This is a genomic window from Xanthomonas sp. NCPPB 4467 (genome assembly GCF_041475665.2).
Taxonomy (GTDB): Bacteria; Pseudomonadota; Gammaproteobacteria; order Xanthomonadales; family Xanthomonadaceae; genus Xanthomonas; species Xanthomonas dyei.
In genome coordinates, this window is sequence record NZ_CM191260.1 from 2,617,403 (window position 1) to 2,633,055 (window position 15,653).

At 64.6% G+C, this 15,653-nt stretch carries 15 protein-coding genes; all 15 read right to left on the bottom strand.

The genetic code is table 11. The features are described from left to right. The gene (locus ACCQ06_RS11335) at positions 1–225 is read right to left on the bottom strand and encodes an acyl carrier protein (protein WP_316692456.1); all 225 of its coding nucleotides are present in this window, start codon (positions 223–225) and stop codon (positions 1–3) included. 64 nt (positions 226–289) lie between these two features. Next, a complete protein-coding gene (locus tag ACCQ06_RS11340) occupies positions 290–1,399 on the bottom strand; it encodes a DegT/DnrJ/EryC1/StrS family aminotransferase (RefSeq protein WP_055854477.1) in 1,110 nt (369 codons plus the stop codon). Positions 1,400–1,516: 117 nt separating this feature from the next. Next, complete coding sequence (locus ACCQ06_RS11345; RefSeq protein ID WP_055854474.1) at positions 1,517–3,001, bottom strand: sigma-54 dependent transcriptional regulator; 1,485 nt, start codon at positions 2,999–3,001, stop codon at positions 1,517–1,519. Then, a complete protein-coding gene (locus ACCQ06_RS11350; RefSeq protein WP_005997154.1) occupies positions 2,994–3,377 on the bottom strand; it encodes a response regulator in 384 nt (127 codons plus the stop codon). Before ACCQ06_RS11350 ends, ACCQ06_RS11345 begins: the two co-directional genes overlap by 8 nt. Positions 3,378–3,385: 8 nt before the next feature. After that, positions 3,386–4,789: an RNA polymerase factor sigma-54 gene (gene rpoN / locus ACCQ06_RS11355; RefSeq protein WP_316692457.1), complete on the bottom strand. Its 1,404-nt coding sequence runs from the start codon at positions 4,787–4,789 to the stop codon at positions 3,386–3,388. Positions 4,790–5,042: 253 nt separating this feature from the next. Continuing rightward, positions 5,043–5,675: a response regulator transcription factor gene (locus ACCQ06_RS11360; protein ID WP_003482986.1), complete on the bottom strand. Its 633-nt coding sequence runs from the start codon at positions 5,673–5,675 to the stop codon at positions 5,043–5,045. Between the two features lie 70 nt (positions 5,676–5,745). Continuing rightward, positions 5,746–6,312: a PilZ domain-containing protein gene (locus tag ACCQ06_RS11365; protein WP_228325191.1), complete on the bottom strand. Its 567-nt coding sequence runs from the start codon at positions 6,310–6,312 to the stop codon at positions 5,746–5,748. After that, positions 6,312–6,605, bottom strand: a complete 294-nt coding sequence (locus ACCQ06_RS11370) for a hypothetical protein (RefSeq protein WP_228325190.1) — start codon at positions 6,603–6,605, stop codon at positions 6,312–6,314. Before ACCQ06_RS11370 ends, ACCQ06_RS11365 begins: the two co-directional genes overlap by 1 nt. Before the next feature lie 8 nt (positions 6,606–6,613). Continuing rightward, the gene (fliS, locus tag ACCQ06_RS11375; RefSeq protein ID WP_228325189.1) at positions 6,614–7,027 is read right to left on the bottom strand and encodes a flagellar export chaperone FliS; all 414 of its coding nucleotides are present in this window, start codon (positions 7,025–7,027) and stop codon (positions 6,614–6,616) included. 150 nt (positions 7,028–7,177) lie between these two features. Continuing rightward, a complete protein-coding gene (gene fliD / locus ACCQ06_RS11380) occupies positions 7,178–8,503 on the bottom strand; it encodes a flagellar filament capping protein FliD (RefSeq protein WP_316692458.1) in 1,326 nt (441 codons plus the stop codon). Between the two features lie 238 nt (positions 8,504–8,741). Further along, positions 8,742–9,941, bottom strand: coding sequence for a flagellin (locus tag ACCQ06_RS11385; RefSeq protein ID WP_228325187.1), 1,200 nt, complete (start codon positions 9,939–9,941; stop codon positions 8,742–8,744). Positions 9,942–10,259: 318 nt separating this feature from the next. Further along, positions 10,260–11,465 (bottom strand): flagellar hook-associated protein FlgL, encoded by a 1,206-nt coding sequence (flgL, locus tag ACCQ06_RS11390; protein ID WP_228325186.1) that lies wholly within the window; start codon positions 11,463–11,465, stop codon positions 10,260–10,262. Next, entirely contained in the window at positions 11,465–13,339 is a 1,875-nt protein-coding gene (gene flgK / locus ACCQ06_RS11395) for a flagellar hook-associated protein FlgK (RefSeq protein ID WP_316692459.1), read from the bottom strand. Before flgK ends, flgL begins: the two co-directional genes overlap by 1 nt. Positions 13,340–13,350: 11 nt before the next feature. Next, positions 13,351–14,529: a flagellar assembly peptidoglycan hydrolase FlgJ gene (gene flgJ / locus ACCQ06_RS11400; RefSeq protein ID WP_316692460.1), complete on the bottom strand. Its 1,179-nt coding sequence runs from the start codon at positions 14,527–14,529 to the stop codon at positions 13,351–13,353. 1 nt (position 14,530) lies between these two features. Beyond that, entirely contained in the window at positions 14,531–15,649 is a 1,119-nt protein-coding gene (locus tag ACCQ06_RS11405; RefSeq protein WP_228325183.1) for a flagellar basal body P-ring protein FlgI, read from the bottom strand. Positions 15,650–15,653: the final 4 nt, after the last annotated feature.

Sequence of the window (15,653 nt, forward strand, 5' to 3'; positions counted from 1 at the left end):
TTACGCCTCGGTCAGTGTGTAGAGATCGCCCACGGTGACGGCGGTGGTGAGATGTTCGCCGGTGATGGTCTTGCCGTACTCCATGTCGAACATGACGATCACACCCAGCGCGGCCAGCGAATCCCACTCCGGCAATTCCAGCAGCACGGTGTCCAGCGTGACCTCCACCGGTTCCTGGAAGTCGGTGGCGGAGAGGAAGTTCTCGATAAATGTTGCCTGGGTCATGCGATCTCGCCTGGTTGCCGGTTGAAGAGATGGGAGTCTGAAATGCAGGTGCAGCGTGTTGCGATCATGTTGCCTGTGCGCCGGCGATCAGGTCGGCGATGGTGTCGACCTGATCGCTGTGCAGGCCGGGAAAGATCGGCAGGCACAGCACCTGTGCGGCCACCGAGCGCGCCACCGGCAACCACGCCGGCGCCGACGAGGGCAGGGCGCGATACATCGGGAAGTCGCTGATCAACGGATAGAAGTAACGCCGTACCAGGATGCCGTGTTCGCGCATCAACTGATACAACGCATCGCGCGACAGCGGGTAGTCGTCCTGCACCAGGATTGGAAAATACGCGTGATTGGCGCTGGAATGCTGCGGCGATGCCACGCAGCGGATGCCGCGCACTGCGCTCAGCCGCTGCCGATACTGCGCGTCGATCGCGCCGCGTTGCGCAATGGCCTCGTCGATGTGCTTGAGCTGCAACAGACCGAACGCGGCGCTGATCTCATTCATCTTTCCGTTGATGCCGGGTGCGACCACCGTGGTTTCGTCGACGAAGCCGAAGTTCTTCAGATGCCCGATGCGTTGATAAGTTCTCTCATCAGGGCACACGATGGCGCCGCCTTCGAAAGTGTTGAACACCTTGGTGGCATGAAAGCTCAACACGCTCAGGTCGCCGTGGCGCAGGATCGAGCCGCCGGCATCGCGCACGCCGAACGCATGCGCCGCGTCGTAGATCACCTTGAGGTTGTAGATGTCGGCGATGCGCGTGATCGCAGTGGTGTCGCACGCGGTGCCATAGCAGTGCACCGGCATGATCGCGGTGGTCTGCGGGGTAATGGCCGCCTCGATCTTGGACGGGTCCATGTTGAGCGTCACCGGGTCGATATCCACGAACACCGGAGTGATGCTCTTCCACAGCAACGAGTGCGCCGTGGCCACGAAGGAGTAGGGCGTGGTGATGACTTCGCCGGTGATGCGCAGCGCCTGCAAGGCGGTGATTAATGCCGTGGTGCCGTTGGTCAACAGGGCCAGATGCGGCACGCCCAGGTAGTCGCACAGCGCCTGCTCGAGCGCACGGTGCATCTCGCCGCCGTTGCTGAGGATGCGACTGGTCCAGATCCGTTCCAGATACGGCAGAAAGTCTTCCAGCGGCGGCAGCAGCGGACTGGTGACGGGGATGGGCATCAATGCCTCGCTGGGACGGGTGAATGTCGGGATTCCGCCGCAACCGGTGACTGCGGACGGAGTGATCCTGTTGAAGCAAGCGCTATGCCAGCGGGCGTTGGCGGAGCCGTGGCCCGCTCAGTTCGCCAGCTCGGTCTGCTCGCGGTCGATGCCGTACTTGCGCAGCTTCTCCACCAGCGTGGTGCGGCGCAGGCCGAGTAACTGGGCCGCATGTGCAACCACGCCCTGGGTGCGTTCCAGGGCTTCGTTGATCAAGGCCAGCTCGATGGTGGCCATGTGGCCACGCAGATCGATGCCGTCGTCGGGTAGGCTGGCGGCAGCGGCCGGTTCGGCATCGGCCGTCTTGGGCTGCAGCGTCACCACGTTGCTCGGCAGTGCGCCAGCGTCGGTGGGCGCCGCCACAAAGGCTGGTTCCGGCGGCAGCTCGACCGGAATGGACGATGCAAAATCGCCGCGATAGCGCGCCGGCAGGTCCTGCACGCGCACCAGGCCACCGGGATGCAGCACCGCCAGGCGCTCCACCAGGTTGGTCAGTTCGCGCACATTGCCCGGCCAGTCGTAGCTGCGCAGCGCCTGTAAGGCTTCATCGGCAAAGCGCACTTCGCCGCGCCCGGTACGCGCCAGCTGGCCGGCAATCGTCTGCACCAGGATGGCCAGATCGTCGACGCGCTCGCGCAACGCCGGCATTTCGATCGGGAACACGTTGAGGCGATAGAACAGATCCTCACGGAACTGCCCGTCGCTGATGCGGGTTTCCAGGTTGCGGTGGGTGGCGGCGATCACGCGCACGTTGCAGCGGATGGTCTGGCCACCGCCAACGCGCTCGAAACTGCGCTCTTGCAGCACGCGCAACAACTTCACCTGCATCGGCAAGCTCATGTCGCCGATTTCGTCCAGCAGCAGGGTGCCGCCTTCGGCCATTTCGAAACGACCCTTGCGTGTGGTCAGCGCGCCGGTGAAGGCGCCTTTTTCGTGACCGAAGAGTTCGCTTTCGAGCAGATCCGGCGGGATCGCGCCGCAATTGATGGCGACAAACGGCCCGTCGCGGCGCGGCGAATGTTGATGGATGGCGCGGGCGACCACTTCCTTGCCGGTACCGGATTCGCCCAACACCAGCACGGTGGTGTCGAACGCGGCCACCTGGTCGATCAAGCGACGCAGGCGGGTGACCGCCTCGCTGTTGCCGGTTGGACCGGTGTCCTGCTGCACGCCGGCCTGATGCTCGGCATCCAGACGCTTGAGGCTCGCGCGGCGCAGCAAGGCTTCCAGCTGTGCATGGCGCAGGGGGGTGTCCAATGCCCAGACATTGGCTTCGTGCAGGCCGTGGGTCTGCGCAAATGTGATCGGGCTGCCTTCCATCAACAGCACCGGCGGCGGCAGCTTGGCATCGGCCAGCCAGTCGAAGAATTTATCGGCCTGCGCGGCGTCCTGCGCCGAGCCCACCATCACCGCCATCCACTCATCGTGGCGGTGACGGCCAGGATTGATGTCGGCGCCGTCGGTGACCCAGCGGGGATTGAAGTCCATGAACTCGAGCAGCGACACGGTGCGCTCGGCGCGCACGGCGTCACTGTCGATTAGCAGAATGCGGGACTCACTCATTCCTGGCTCCTTCCGTCAGGCCCTCCAGGATTGGCATGACTTCCTGGATATAGGACAGCTTGCTGACAAAATTGTCAGCACCCGCGCGAAGAGCGTGTTCACGATGCTCGGCATCGTCGAAGTGGCTCGCGATGACAATATACGGCGGATCGTCCTGCGTCTTGATCAGACGCGTGGCCTGCAGGCCGCCCATCTCGGGCATGGCCAGATCCATCAGCACGACATTGGGGCGCAGCGACTCAGAGCGCTCGATCGCTTCCAGTCCATTGGCGGCACTGCCCACGATGTTGAGCCACTCCACTTTGCGAAAATGACGCATCGCAGCGTTGATGAAGCCCTCGTGGTCGTCGACCAGCAGCACGGTGAGTTTGCTCATAGTAGTCCTTATCCCGCTCGCGCAAGCAGCGGTTTGTTGTTACGGCGGCGCTCGCGGGCCGGGGCGATCTCGAGTTGTTCGCGGTACTTGGCCACGGTCCTTCGCGCAATATTAACGCCCTGACGCGACAACAGGCCGGCAATGGCTTCGTCGGCCAGCGGGCGGCCCGCCGGCTCGCTCTCTATCAAACGGCGCACCATGGCCTTGACCGCCTGGCCGGAGACGCTGGCGCCTTCCAGCCGCACGGCGAAGAAATGTTTGAGTTCGAAGGTGCCACGCGGGGTTTGCAGATATTTGCCGGTGGTAATGCGCGAAATCGTCGATTCGTGCATGCCGATCTCGTCGGCGATTTCCTTCAGCGTCAGCGGTGCCATCGCTTCTTCGCCACGCGCCAGGAAGGCGGCCTGGCGTTCGACGATCGCACGCGTGGCGCGCAGCAGGGTTTCGTAGCGCATCGACAGCCCGCGGGTCAGCCAGCGCGCTTCCTGCAGCATGTCGCGCAGCGGCTGCGCGGCATCGCCGGCCTCGGCCAATGCGCGTTCGTGTACCGGGTTGATGCTGACGCGGTGCGTGGTGGCCGGATTCAACGCCACGCGCCAGCTGCCATCCGCATGCCAGGCGAGCACATCCGGAATCACACTGGCGTTGCTTTCCTGCAGCAGGTCGTCGCCCGGGCGCGGTTGCAGCGACAGGATCAGCCGCACCGCTTCGCGCGCGTCGTCCACTTCGGCATCGTGCGCACGCGCCAGCAGCGCGTAGTCGTGGCTGGCCAGCAGATCCAGATCGCCGGACAGGATGCGTGCGGCCAGATGACGGGCCGGGACGCGGCCGGGCAGGGCGTTCAACTGGGCTTGCAGGCACTCGCGCAGGTCGCAGGCGGCCAGCCCGGCCGGGTCCCCGTGCAGCAGGCGCTGACGGATCGCTTCCACTGCCTCGACGGTCATCCCCAGGCGCGTGGCGCCGAGCTGCTGCAGCGTCGACAGCGCCTCGGTCAGATACCCGGCATTGTCGGTCTGCTCCAACCAGAACGCGGCGGCCCCCAAAGCGGCCTCGTCCAGGTCCAGCGCCAGGTCGCGCAGGATGCGCACATGCGGATCGGTGGACTCGCCGGCGGCCACGCGCTGCATGCGGTCGTCGTCGCCATCGTTCCAACTGCTGCTCTGCACGTCCCACATCGTGCTTTCCGGCAGCTCGTCGAACGCAGCGATATCGTCGGCGCCATCGTCGTTGGTGGTGGCCTCGTCCCCGTTATCGGCCAGCTCTTCCAACTCCAGCAACGGATTGGTTTCCAGGGCACGACGGATTTCCAGTTCCAACTGCATGCCGTCCAATTGCAACAGACGGATCGACTGCAGCAGCTGCGGGGTGAGGTGCAGTTGCTGGCCAAGCTGGGCGGAAATGGTCGTCTTCATGGAAGCGCTTCCGAAGGGCGCTGCACGCAGCAGCGATGGAACGCATCTTGCAGGACAAAGCGACGGGTTTCTAATCAGGGAGTCAGGTGAGGTGACTGATGATTTTCCTGACAGTCTGTCGGGAACTCCCCGACATGATGGGCGAGCTCAAGCGTGCCCGCCGGAATTCCGTCACTGTTTTCGTCGCAGCGGCCCTGTGCGGGCCGCGCCGGGTATTTCGAATAACCGATACGGCGAGTGCGGCTGCGATCGCTCAGACCAGTTCGTTGTGATGCTTGGCGGCGAGCAAGACCAGATCGTTGGCGCGACGGCAGCCCAGCGACTCCATCATGCGCGCGCGATGGGTTTCGACCGTCTTGACGCTGATGCCCAGGTCGGCGGCGATTTCCTTGTTGCTCTGTCCACGGCCGATCTCGCGCAGGATCTCGCGCTGACGCGGTGACAGCGCGGCAATACCGACCGGTTTTTCGCGGCCCAGCATGGGCGCGATCATCTTGGACGAAATCTGCGGACTCAAGAACACCTGGCCGGCAGCCGCGGCGCGTAGCGCCAGTTCCAGCTCCAGCGGCGCGGCGTCCTTGACCACGAAACCGACCGCGCCACGATCGAGCGCATCGCGCACGTGCACCGGGTCGTCGTGCATCGACATCATCACCACATGCGTGCGCGGCGCGGCGCGCAGCACGTCGGTCATGGCATCCAGGCCGCTACGGCCGGGCAGGGACAGGTCCATCAGCACCAGATCCGGGCGGTGCAGGGATGTCATATCCAGGGCTTGTTGCGCGTTGCTGGCCTCGCCGACGACATCGATGCCGGCGAAGGTTTGCAGCAGCCTGGACAGGCCTGCGCGGACAAGGGTGTGATCGTCGACGATGATGACTCGCACGGCGCAGAAGAGACCTTTTTTCGGTATAGGGCACCTTAGCCGACCCGGCGCCTGGCGCCAACCATCGGGATCAGCGCTGGCGGCGGGCGTCGGCGATCTGGCGGCGATGCAAACGAAACAGATGACGTTCCAGAGCCTCCTGCAACCCCGGTGAGAGTGGCGCGAACCGTAGCCACAGCCACTGATCGTGACCATCGCTGGCGCTTGCCAGTACCTCGGCAGGAAGCTGTACCAATTCAGGAAGCCAGTCGGAGGGCTGCAGGCAGACGTTGCCGGTTGTGCCGGGTGCGTAGCTGGTTGCGCAATTGAGGCGGATGCCGCGGACCGACCAATGCACCATATTCTGGATCAGGCCACTGTCGCCCGGGCGGACCAGGCGACCGATCAGCGCGAGCATCAGATCGAGCTTGGCATCCATGCGTTGCACCAGCAGCGGCAGTTCGCCACGGTCTTCGCTGGTTTCTTCGCTACGCAGGTCTTCGACCTGGCCGAGGCTGCGCAGCAACGTTTCTGCGGCGCTGTGCGAGCCGGCGTCGGCGCCGGCGCGGAAACCTGCCGGCAGACGCAATTGGCAACTGAGCGTGTCGGCAAACAGCTCGGCATCGGCGGATGGCGCGTGTGTGCCGAGCGCGGTCATCAGATCCGTCCGACCCGGGCGTAGGCGAGGCTGGCCGACGACGAGGTGCGCTGGGCGCGGATCAGATCCAGCAGCTTGCGACGACGGTCGAGCATCATCCGCATCAAATCTTGCTGCATCGTGTGCAAGGTCTGCAACGCGTCGCGGTCCTGGCTCAGATCCACGTGCTGCGCATACTCGCGCAGGTGCAGATCGTGGCTGTCGAGCAGGAACGGCATCGCCTCGAAATCCTCTTGCGCCATGGCAAGGCGGAGGTCGGCGATTTCGGTTTGAAGGCTTTGCGCGCTATGCATGGCTGGACTCAGGAAACCGCAGCGAGGCCGCGTTGTTCGAGGGGGATGGAGTTCCACGCCGAATCGATTTCGCTGAGCAACTCCAGCGCTTCGGTCAACGCGGTCTCGTCGTTGTGCAGGTTGGCGGCAGTCAGGCGCTGCATGACGTAGTCGTACAGGGCCGACAGGTTACCAGCGATCTCGCCGCCGGCTTCGTGATCGAGCGAGCCGTTCAAATGACCGACGATCGCGCAGGCTTCGCCAATAGCCTTGCCCTTGCGCGCTTGGTCGCCCTGCACCATGCAGGCCTGGGCCAGACGGATGCGCTGGCAGGCACCTGCGAACAGCAGCGACACCAGCTTGTGCGGGTCGGCTTCGGTCACGCTGGTGGACACGCCGACCTTGCGGTATTGCTCGGCATATTGACGATTGGAACCGTACATTGATGACTCCTCAGTGGGCTGACCTTCGCTGGTCCCGGAGCGCTGTGCTCCTGCGACGACGCTCCTGCCAGTAGGCAAGGCCGACATCACGATAGGCCCTTCTAGTATCGGCAAGACCCTTGCGGGACTTGAGGTGCGTCATCACCGAAATCAGTTGTTCAACAGACTGCTGAGCGAGCTGGCGCTGCTCTGCAACTTGCTGATCATGGTTTCCATCGCGGTGAACTGCGCGGTGTAACGATCGGTCAGCTTGGTCATGCGCGCGTCCAGGTCGTCCAGGTCGGACTCATAGCCCTTGATGGTCTTGTTCAAGCTGTCCGAGCGCAGAGTCAACGTGCCGTTGGTGGCGTTGACGTTGCTGTCCAGCAGCTTGGTCATGCCGGAGCCGAACTTGCTGTCCTTGCCGAGCACCTCGGCGGCAGCGCCGCCGTCGGAGGCGATGGCGGTGTCGAACTTGGCACCGTCGAAACTCATCACCCCATCCTTGTCGATGGTCAGGCCCAGCGACTTGAGCTCGTTGACGTTGCCGCTGACCTGGCCGCGCAACTGCTGCTGCAGGCCACGCACCAGCGAGTCGCCGGTCAGTGCCGAGGCGGTCTTGGTGGTGGCGTCGTAGGCGCTGCTCTTGGCCAGCAAGGTATTGGCGGTGTTGTAGGCGGCGGCGTAGGCGGTCAGATTGGCCTTGAGGCCGCTGGTGTCGGCGGCGACGCCCAGGTTGAACTTGGTGCCTTCAGCGGCCTTGGTCAGGTTGAGCACCACACCCGGCACGATGTCGCTGATGGTGTTGGAGCTGGAGGTGCGCTCGAAACCGTCCACGCGCACCAGCGCATCGGCGGCAGCCACCGACTGGGTCAGGCCGCCAGTGACACCGGCGCCGAAGGTGAGGCTGTTCAAGCTCGGGTCGCTGGCACTGACGGTCAGCGCGCCCTTGGTGCCGGAGTCGACCGCGTTGAAGACCAGGTGCTGGCCATCGTTGGCGGTCACCACGCTGGCAGTGACGCCCTTGCCGCCGGCGGCCTTGTTGATGGCTGCCGCGATGTCGGTGAGCTTGTCGGTGCCGCTGATGTCGACGGTGACGCTCTGGTCGCCGTAGCCGATCGTCAGCGTGCCGCTGCCGACCGTGGCATCGGCGGTGAATGCGCCGGAGGCCAGTTTTTGCGAGGTGGCCAACGCGACCACTTCCACCGAATAGTTGCCGGGCGCGGCCGAGCTGGTGGTGGTGGCGGTGAAGCCGGCATCGGTCGGCACCGTCGCCTTGTAGGCGTTGGTATCGGCACTGCCGACGACCTTGTCCAGCGCAGACTTGAGCGTGGTCATGCTGCTCTTGATCTGGCTGATGGCCGACAGCTGCGTGGTCGCTGCGGTGCCGGCCTTGTTGATGCGCGCCTGCTCCGGATCCTTCTGACGGGATACCAGGGTGGACACCACGGTGGGGATATCCAGCCCGGAGCCGGACGTACTGATCACCGATGCCATGTTGCATTCCTCGTCTGGGCATCCGGACAGCGGATGCGTGAGATTACGAGACGGGTATCGGCCGCATCCGGGAGGACTTTAGCGGCGGCCACACGTCTTGTTGACCACCAAGCCGATGCAACTTCCGTGCCTGTTGCGCCAATCGACCGGCGTCAAAAAAAAAACCGCGCCCACAAAAAAGCCCCTCCGAAGAGGGGCTTTTGACTTGCTGCAAAGCGCTGCTGGTGACTGCTGCAAGTTACTGCAGCAGGCTCAGCACGTTCTGCGGAACCGACTTGGCCTGGGCCAGCATCGCGGTACCGGCCTGCTGCAGGATCTGCGTGCGGGTCAATTCGGCGGTTTCCTTGGCGTAGTCGGTGTCGCGGATACGGCTACGCGAGGCCGACAGGTTTTCCGAGGTGGCGCTCAGGTTGGCGATGGTGGAGGTGAAGCGGTTCTGCACCGCACCCATGTCGGCGCGCGAGGAGTTAACCGCGGTCAGCGCCTTGTCGACGATTTCCAGGGCCTTCTGAGAGCCGGAGAACGTGGAGATATCCAGGCTGCTCAGGGTCGAAGCGGTGGAGCCGGAAGCGGCCGAGGCGGTGGTGATGCCGGCGCCGACGGTGATGCCGGTGGCGCTGGAGGTGCCGGCGGTCAGCGAGGTGAAGTCCTGGCCAGCCTTCAGCGATTCGATCTGCACCGTACCGTCGCTCTTGATCGAGGCGTACATGCCGGTCTGGTCCAGCTTGTCGTTGATGGCCGCAGCGACCTTCTTGTTCACATCGGCGGCGGTGTCGCCCGAAGCGACCTTGACGTCGGCAATGGTGACGCTCTTGGCGGCGCCGCTGGCGTCATTGAACGACAGGCTGATGCCGCTGACCGAACCAGACGCGGTGGCGGTACCGGTCACGCCGGCGGCGGAGACGGCAGCAGCGAAGTTGGCCTTGCCCAGCGAATCGACGTTGGCGTCGACGATGCTGTTGATGCCGATGGTCTGGCCGGCGTCGGCGCCGACCTGGAACAGCGCGCCGGAGAAGTCGCCGTTCAACAGCTTGGTGCCGTTGAAGTTGGTCTGGTTGGCAACGCGGTCGATTTCGGCGGTGAGCTGCTTGACTTCGGAGTTCAGCGCGTCGCGGTCGGTACCGGAGTTGGTGGCGTTGGACGACTGCACCGACAGCTCGCGGATACGCTGCAGGTTGCTGCCGATTTCGACCATCGCGCCTTCCGCGGTCTGGGCCAGCGAGATACCGTCGTTGGCGTTACGCGAAGCAACGTCCAGGCCGCGGATCTGCGTGGTGAAACGCTCGGAGATCGCCAGACCCGCGGCGTCGTCCTTGGCGCTGTTGATGCGCAGGCCAGACGACAGACGCTGGATGCTCGTCGCCATGCTGGCGCTGCTGGTGTTGAGGTTACGCTGAGCGTTCAGCGACATTACGTTGGTGTTGATTACCTGTGCCATTTTGATTTCTCCTAAGCGATTTTTCCGGCAAGGGGGACTTGCCCGGAGCCTCCGCAGGGGGGCCATCAAGTTGGCCGTTGCCGCTGCTGAGATGAATAACGGCGTTGCGTCGGGAACCTTTAGCGAAATTCAGTATTTTTTTACTGTTTTTCTGCTGCGGGACGAAATACGTAAGCGTTGTGTATCAAGGGGTTTGGTTTATTCGGCAGCACCCCTTAAATCTTTAGCGTTGGTATAACTCTTCGAAAAATAAACTCGGTCCGCCTGCGCAAGCGCTCACGCGCAGGAGCGAAGAAACCGCGGATTTTCTGCTGCAAATCAGCGGATCAGGTTGAACAAGGACGACGACTGCATCTGCTGAAAAATGGTCTGAGCGGCCTGCAACGAGGCCTTCTCGAGTTCGTACTGCCCGATCGCCGAGGCGTAGTCCAGATCGCGGATCGACGACAGGGTGGTCTTGAGCGTGACTTCGTTGGATTCGAGCAAGGAGTTGGCATTGTCGATGGCCGACAACTGCGCGCCGCCGGAGGCGCGCGCGTCGATCATCTTCGACGAGGCCTGCGCGATATCGCGCATGGAGGTCTGCAACGTATTGATCATCGCCGCCTTCTGCGGCTGCGTCAGCGTGTCGGAATTGAGCGCGCCAACCAGGTCGTCGATGGTGGAGAACACGTCCTTGGTGGTGGAGGCGCCGATCTGGAAACTGTCGCCGACCGCCGGTGCGCCGCTGATGCGCATGCGCACGCCGGCCGCGGTGATGTCTTCGCCATCCTTATAAGTGCCGGTGCTGACCACTGCATTGGTGCTGTCGCGCACCTCATAGGTGTCGGCGGCGGTGAACTGCACGCTGTAGCTGCCGCCATTCCAGCTGCCAGTGCTGGCATCGCGGCTGAAATCCAGCAGCAGCCCGGTGCCGGTATTGGCGTTGGAAGGGTGCGCGTCCACGGTGCCGTCGCCGGTGCGGATGCGCATGAAAATTTCGCTGCCGGGCAGGGTGTCGCTGACAAAGGTGTCCGGCGCCACTTCGACCTGCTTCTGGGTCTGGTCGCCGTTATAGACGACGCCGCCATTGCTCTTGATAAACGGCGCGCTGCCATCGGCGGTGCCGCCGAACAGATAGCGCCCGGTACCATCGGTGCTGTTGGCCAGGCTCACCATGCTGTCGCGTAGTGCGCTCAGTTCCGAGGCGATCGCCTTGCGGTCGTCCGGGCTGAGCGAGGAGTTGTTGGCCTGTACCGCCAATTCGGTGACGCGCGCCATTTTGTCGCCAGCTTGCGAGAGCGCGTTTTCCTGCAGGCCTAGACGGTTCTGCACGTTGTTGGCGTTTTCGCCGAAGCGCGTGATCGCGGCCAGCGCGCGATCCAGACCCACGGCAGTGCCGGCGGCGACCGGATCGTCCTTGGCGGTGACCAGGCGCTGCCCGCTGGACAGCTGCGATTCGAGCTGGTTCAGCCGCGCCTGCTTGGCGCCCATCGAGGCGACCGACTGGCTGTACATCATGCTGGTGGAAATACGGTCGGTCATCAGCGTACGGCGCCCAGGATGGCTTGGAAGATGGTGTCGGCGGTGGAGATCATCTGTGCGGCCGCCTGATAGGCCTGCTGCAGCTTGAGCATGTTGGCGGCTTCCTCATCGAGGTTGACGCCGGAAATCGAATCGCGGCTGGCCTGCGCCTGGTCGTTGATGACCTTCTGCGCGTCGGCGGCGTAATCGGCCGCACGCGCGGCCGAGCCGACCGAGGTGGTCAGTCCCGACAGCGCGCCGTTGAGCGTGACCGTACCGCCGCTGAGCGCTTTGGCATCGTCGATCTTGGCCAGCAACTTGGCATTGCCGTTGTCGCTGGAGCCGGCGCCCATCGGGCCGACGCCGAATGTATCGCCGGCCTTGGGCGCGCCATCCAGCGTGAAGCTCCAGCCGTTGGCGCTGATGGTCTGGCCGGCGGTGTAGGCGAACGGACCGGTACCGTCGATGGTGTATTGGTTGGCATCGATGAACTCCACCGACGACGGGGTCAGCAGCCCCGGGTTCTGCGCATTGGTGACCTTGACGTCGCTGATCTTGCCGGAGCCCAGGTTGGCGACGGTGGCGGTGGCCTTGACCGGGGTGGCCGCGGCAATCCGCGACGGGTCGGTGATGGCCACCGACACGGTGCCGGCCAGCCCGGACGTTGGCTGCAGCAGGAATTTGTCGCCGCTGGCCGGGGTGCCGCCGACCACCATGCTGACGCCATTGAGCACCAGCGGGTTGACCGCGGTGCCGGTGCCGGTCATCGGCACGGCCGCACCAGTGCTGGCGCTGGTGGCTTTCCATACGGTGCCGTCGAAGCTGAGCGTGACGTTCTGCCCGTCCACGGCCGACATATTGCTGAAACTGGCGGTCAGCGAGGCGGTGCCGGTATTGCTCGGGTTGGCCGCAGTGGTGGGCGAGCCGATATTGAAGAAGTTGCCGCCCATCGCGCCGTACAAGTCCATGCCCTGGGCGTGACCGGCGTTGAAGGTGCTGGCCATGCCCACCGCAAGGCGGCCCAGTTCGGCCTGGGTCGGCTCCAGCACGCTGCTGCGGAATTCCAACAGGCCGCCGATCTGGCCGCCCAACGAATTGGCGCTGAGGCTGACGTTCTGCCCCTGGGTCTGCATCGCCACCTGTAGCTTGGTCGGCTGGTACGGGTCGGCGACGGTGGTGAGCTTGGACGAGGTCGTCCCCACCACCAGCGCCTGGCCGCCGGCGGTGAAGACATTCATGAAGCCGCCATCCTGGATCACCGCGGTGCCGCCGGTGTAGCCCACCAGTTTGCTCACCAGCGCATCGCGCTGATCGAGCATGTCCGGCGCAGCGTTGGCCGCGCTATTGCCGATGGTGCCGTTGAGCTTGGCGATCTGCTGCGTCAAACGGTTGACTTCGTCCACCGAGGACGTCAACCCGCTGTTGACCTCGTTGCTCAGGCTGTCCATCTGCCCGTTGAGCTGCTTGAAACGCGTCGCCAGCGAGTTGCCGCTGTCGAGCATGCTCTGGCGCTCGGCAGTGGAGGAGGCATTGGACGACACCGCGCTGGTGGAATCGAAGAAGTTCGACCACAGTCCGGCCACGTTGGTGGCGGTGTTGGAATACAGCGCGTCGACGCGGTTGGACAGCGACGACAGCTGCTGCAGGCGCGAGAGTTCGCCGCCGCTGTCGAGCAGGCGCGAGATGGCCAGCTGGTCCGCCACCCGGCCCACATCGGTGATCTTGGCGCCATTGCCCACGAACGCGTAGCCCATGTCGGTAGGCGTGCGCGTTGCAAATTCCACGCGTTGGCGGCTGTAGCCTTCGGTATTGATGTTGGCGACGTTATGGCTAACGGTCGACAACGCCCGTTGGAAGGCGATCAGCGCGCTGGTCCCGGTGGACATGATGGACATGGGCGTTTACCTCAACGACGGATGGTGCCAAGCCCGGCAGGCTCGGCGGTGCTGGCGTAACGGTTGGACAGATCTGCCGCTGCGTTGCCGATGGCGGCGACCGCACGGTCGATGGTCGGGCCGTTGGCGATCGCCGCGATCTTGGCTGCGTAGCCCGGATCGGTGGCGTAACCAGCCTGTTGCAAGCCGCGTGCAAAACCGCGGATATCGGTGCCGGCCTGCAATGCGCCCTGGTAGCGGCTGTTGTTCTTCAGCAGGCGCACGTAGTCGGCAAAGCTTTCCTCGGCCGAACCATAGGCCCGAAAATCGGCGGTTTCGGTGGTTTTGACGCCGTTGACGTATTCGTGGGTGCCGGTGGTGACCTTGTTGCCGCTCCAGCCGGTGGCCTTGATGCCGAACAGGTTGTTGGAATCGCCGCCGTTGCCGATGCCGCGTCGCCCCCAGCCGGTTTCCAGCGCGGCCTGTGCGACCAGCGCACGCGGGTCCACGCCCAGTTCGCGCGCGGCTTTCTGTGCGTGCGTCCAGATCTTGGCGACAAAGCCTTCCGGCGTGCGCTCGCCCAGGCTGGCCGCAGCAGTGCTGGCCGCGCTCGCGTTGACGGCGGCATTGGCAACGGCGGCATCGCTGGCGGCCACATCGGCCCAGCGGTCGTTGGCCGACGGCCAGCTCAGCGCGGCTGCGTCGTCGCTGCCGGCATCGCTGCCGCCGCTGCGCCCGGCGATCAGATCCAGCACCTGGCTCATGCCGATACCGGTCAGGCCGCCTGCGCTGAGTCCGCCGGTCGTGCCGGTGCCGGCACCGACGCTGCCGACGGCGCCATCGCGTGCCGGCAACGGCAGCGATGCATCGCGCTTGCCGGCCACCAGCGCATACGCCTTGGCCGCGTTGGCGGTGGTCAGCGAGGTGTTCAACGCCGGGCCGCCGGTGTCGCCACTCAACTGCTTGGAGATCATCGCCGACAGGCCCAGTCCCTTGCCTTCCGTCAGCGCCTTGGCCATCTGTTGGTCGTACATCTCGCGGAACATCTGGTTTTCGCCAGGAAACATCGGGTCGCCGGAGCTGGCATCGCGCATGCTCTTGACCAGCATCTGCGCGAACTGGCCTTCGAGCTGACGTGAGACCTTGTCGATCTTTGCCGGATCGGCCTTGGTGCTCGGGTTGAGATCAATGGGCGAGGCTGCGATACGCATGTCAGATGACCTCTAGCTCCGCCGTCAGCGCGCCAGCCTGCTTCAGGGCTTCGAGAATGGCGACCAGGTCGCCGGGAGCCGCGCCCACTTCGTTGACCGCGCGAACGATCTGATCGAGCGTGGTGCCGCCTTCGAACTTGAACATGCGGCTGCCTTCGGAGGTGGCCGTGATCGTGGACTGCGGCGTCACCGCCGTGCGGCCGCCACTGAAGGCGCCCGGCTGACTGACGTTGGTGTTTTCGCTGATGGTCACGGTGAGCGAGCCATGCGCAATGGCGGCCGGCATCACCCGCACCAGCTGGCCGATCACCACGGTGCCGGTGCGTGCATTGACCACGATCTTGGCCGGTGCATCGCCCGGCGAGAGTTCGACGTTTTCCAGTCGCGCCAGCAGGCCGATACGCGCGCCCGGGTCGGTGGGCGAGCGCACCGCCACGGTCACGCCATCGACCGCACGCGCGGTGCCGGCGCCGAAGCTGCTGTCGATCGCCGCGACCATGCGCGAGACGGTGGTGAAATCGTTCTGATGCAGGTTGAGGGTGATCTCGCCGCTGCCGGCAAACACGTCCGGCAGGGCGCGCTCGACGGTGGCGCCGTTGGGAATGCGGCCGACGCTGGGAATATTGACCGATACCCGCGAGCCATCCTTGCCCTGCGCGCCGAAACCGCCGACCACCAGGTTGCCCTGGGCCATCGCATAGACCTGGCCGTCGGCGCCTTTGAGCGGTGCCATCAGCAGCGAGCCGCCACGCAGCGACACCGCGTTGGCGATCGAGGAGACGGTGATGTCGATCGGCTGGCCCGGCTTGGCGAACGGCGGCAGCTCGGCGTGGATCGCCACCGCCGCGACGTTTTTCAGCTGCGGGTTGACGTTCGCCGGAACATTGACGCCCAGCTCCCCGAGCAGGTTTTTCAGGCTCTGCACGGTGAAGGGCGCCTGGCTGGTGCGGTCGCCGCTGCCGTCCAGGCCGACCACCAGGCCGTAGCCGACCAGCGCGTTGCCGCGCACGCCGCCGACCTGGGCGAGATCCTTGATGCGTTCGGCCGATGCCGGTGCGGCAATCGCGCACAGCGCGACGGCGGCAGCGAGCAGACGGAAGGGCAGGGAAGACAGATTCATGGTC

Coding starts and splice junctions, on each gene's coding strand:
- ACCQ06_RS11335 (WP_316692456.1), bottom strand. CDS start 225: ATGACCCAGGCAACATTTATCGAGAACTTCCTCTCCGCCACCGACTTC.
- ACCQ06_RS11340 (WP_055854477.1), bottom strand. CDS start 1,399: ATGCCCATCCCCGTCACCAGTCCGCTGCTGCCGCCGCTGGAAGACTTT.
- ACCQ06_RS11345 (WP_055854474.1), bottom strand. CDS start 3,001: ATGAGTGAGTCCCGCATTCTGCTAATCGACAGTGACGCCGTGCGCGCC.
- ACCQ06_RS11350 (WP_005997154.1), bottom strand. CDS start 3,377: ATGAGCAAACTCACCGTGCTGCTGGTCGACGACCACGAGGGCTTCATC.
- rpoN (WP_316692457.1), bottom strand. CDS start 4,789: ATGAAGACGACCATTTCCGCCCAGCTTGGCCAGCAACTGCACCTCACC.
- ACCQ06_RS11365 (WP_228325191.1), bottom strand. CDS start 6,312: ATGACCGCGCTCGGCACACACGCGCCATCCGCCGATGCCGAGCTGTTT.
- ACCQ06_RS11370 (WP_228325190.1), bottom strand. CDS start 6,605: ATGCATAGCGCGCAAAGCCTTCAAACCGAAATCGCCGACCTCCGCCTT.
- fliS (WP_228325189.1), bottom strand. CDS start 7,027: ATGTACGGTTCCAATCGTCAATATGCCGAGCAATACCGCAAGGTCGGC.
- fliD (WP_316692458.1), bottom strand. CDS start 8,503: ATGGCATCGGTGATCAGTACGTCCGGCTCCGGGCTGGATATCCCCACC.
- ACCQ06_RS11385 (WP_228325187.1), bottom strand. CDS start 9,941: ATGGCACAGGTAATCAACACCAACGTAATGTCGCTGAACGCTCAGCGT.
- flgL (WP_228325186.1), bottom strand. CDS start 11,465: ATGACCGACCGTATTTCCACCAGCATGATGTACAGCCAGTCGGTCGCC.
- flgK (WP_316692459.1), bottom strand. CDS start 13,339: ATGTCCATCATGTCCACCGGGACCAGCGCGCTGATCGCCTTCCAACGG.
- flgJ (WP_316692460.1), bottom strand. CDS start 14,529: ATGCGTATCGCAGCCTCGCCCATTGATCTCAACCCGAGCACCAAGGCC.
- ACCQ06_RS11405 (WP_228325183.1), bottom strand. CDS start 15,649: ATGAATCTGTCTTCCCTGCCCTTCCGTCTGCTCGCTGCCGCCGTCGCG.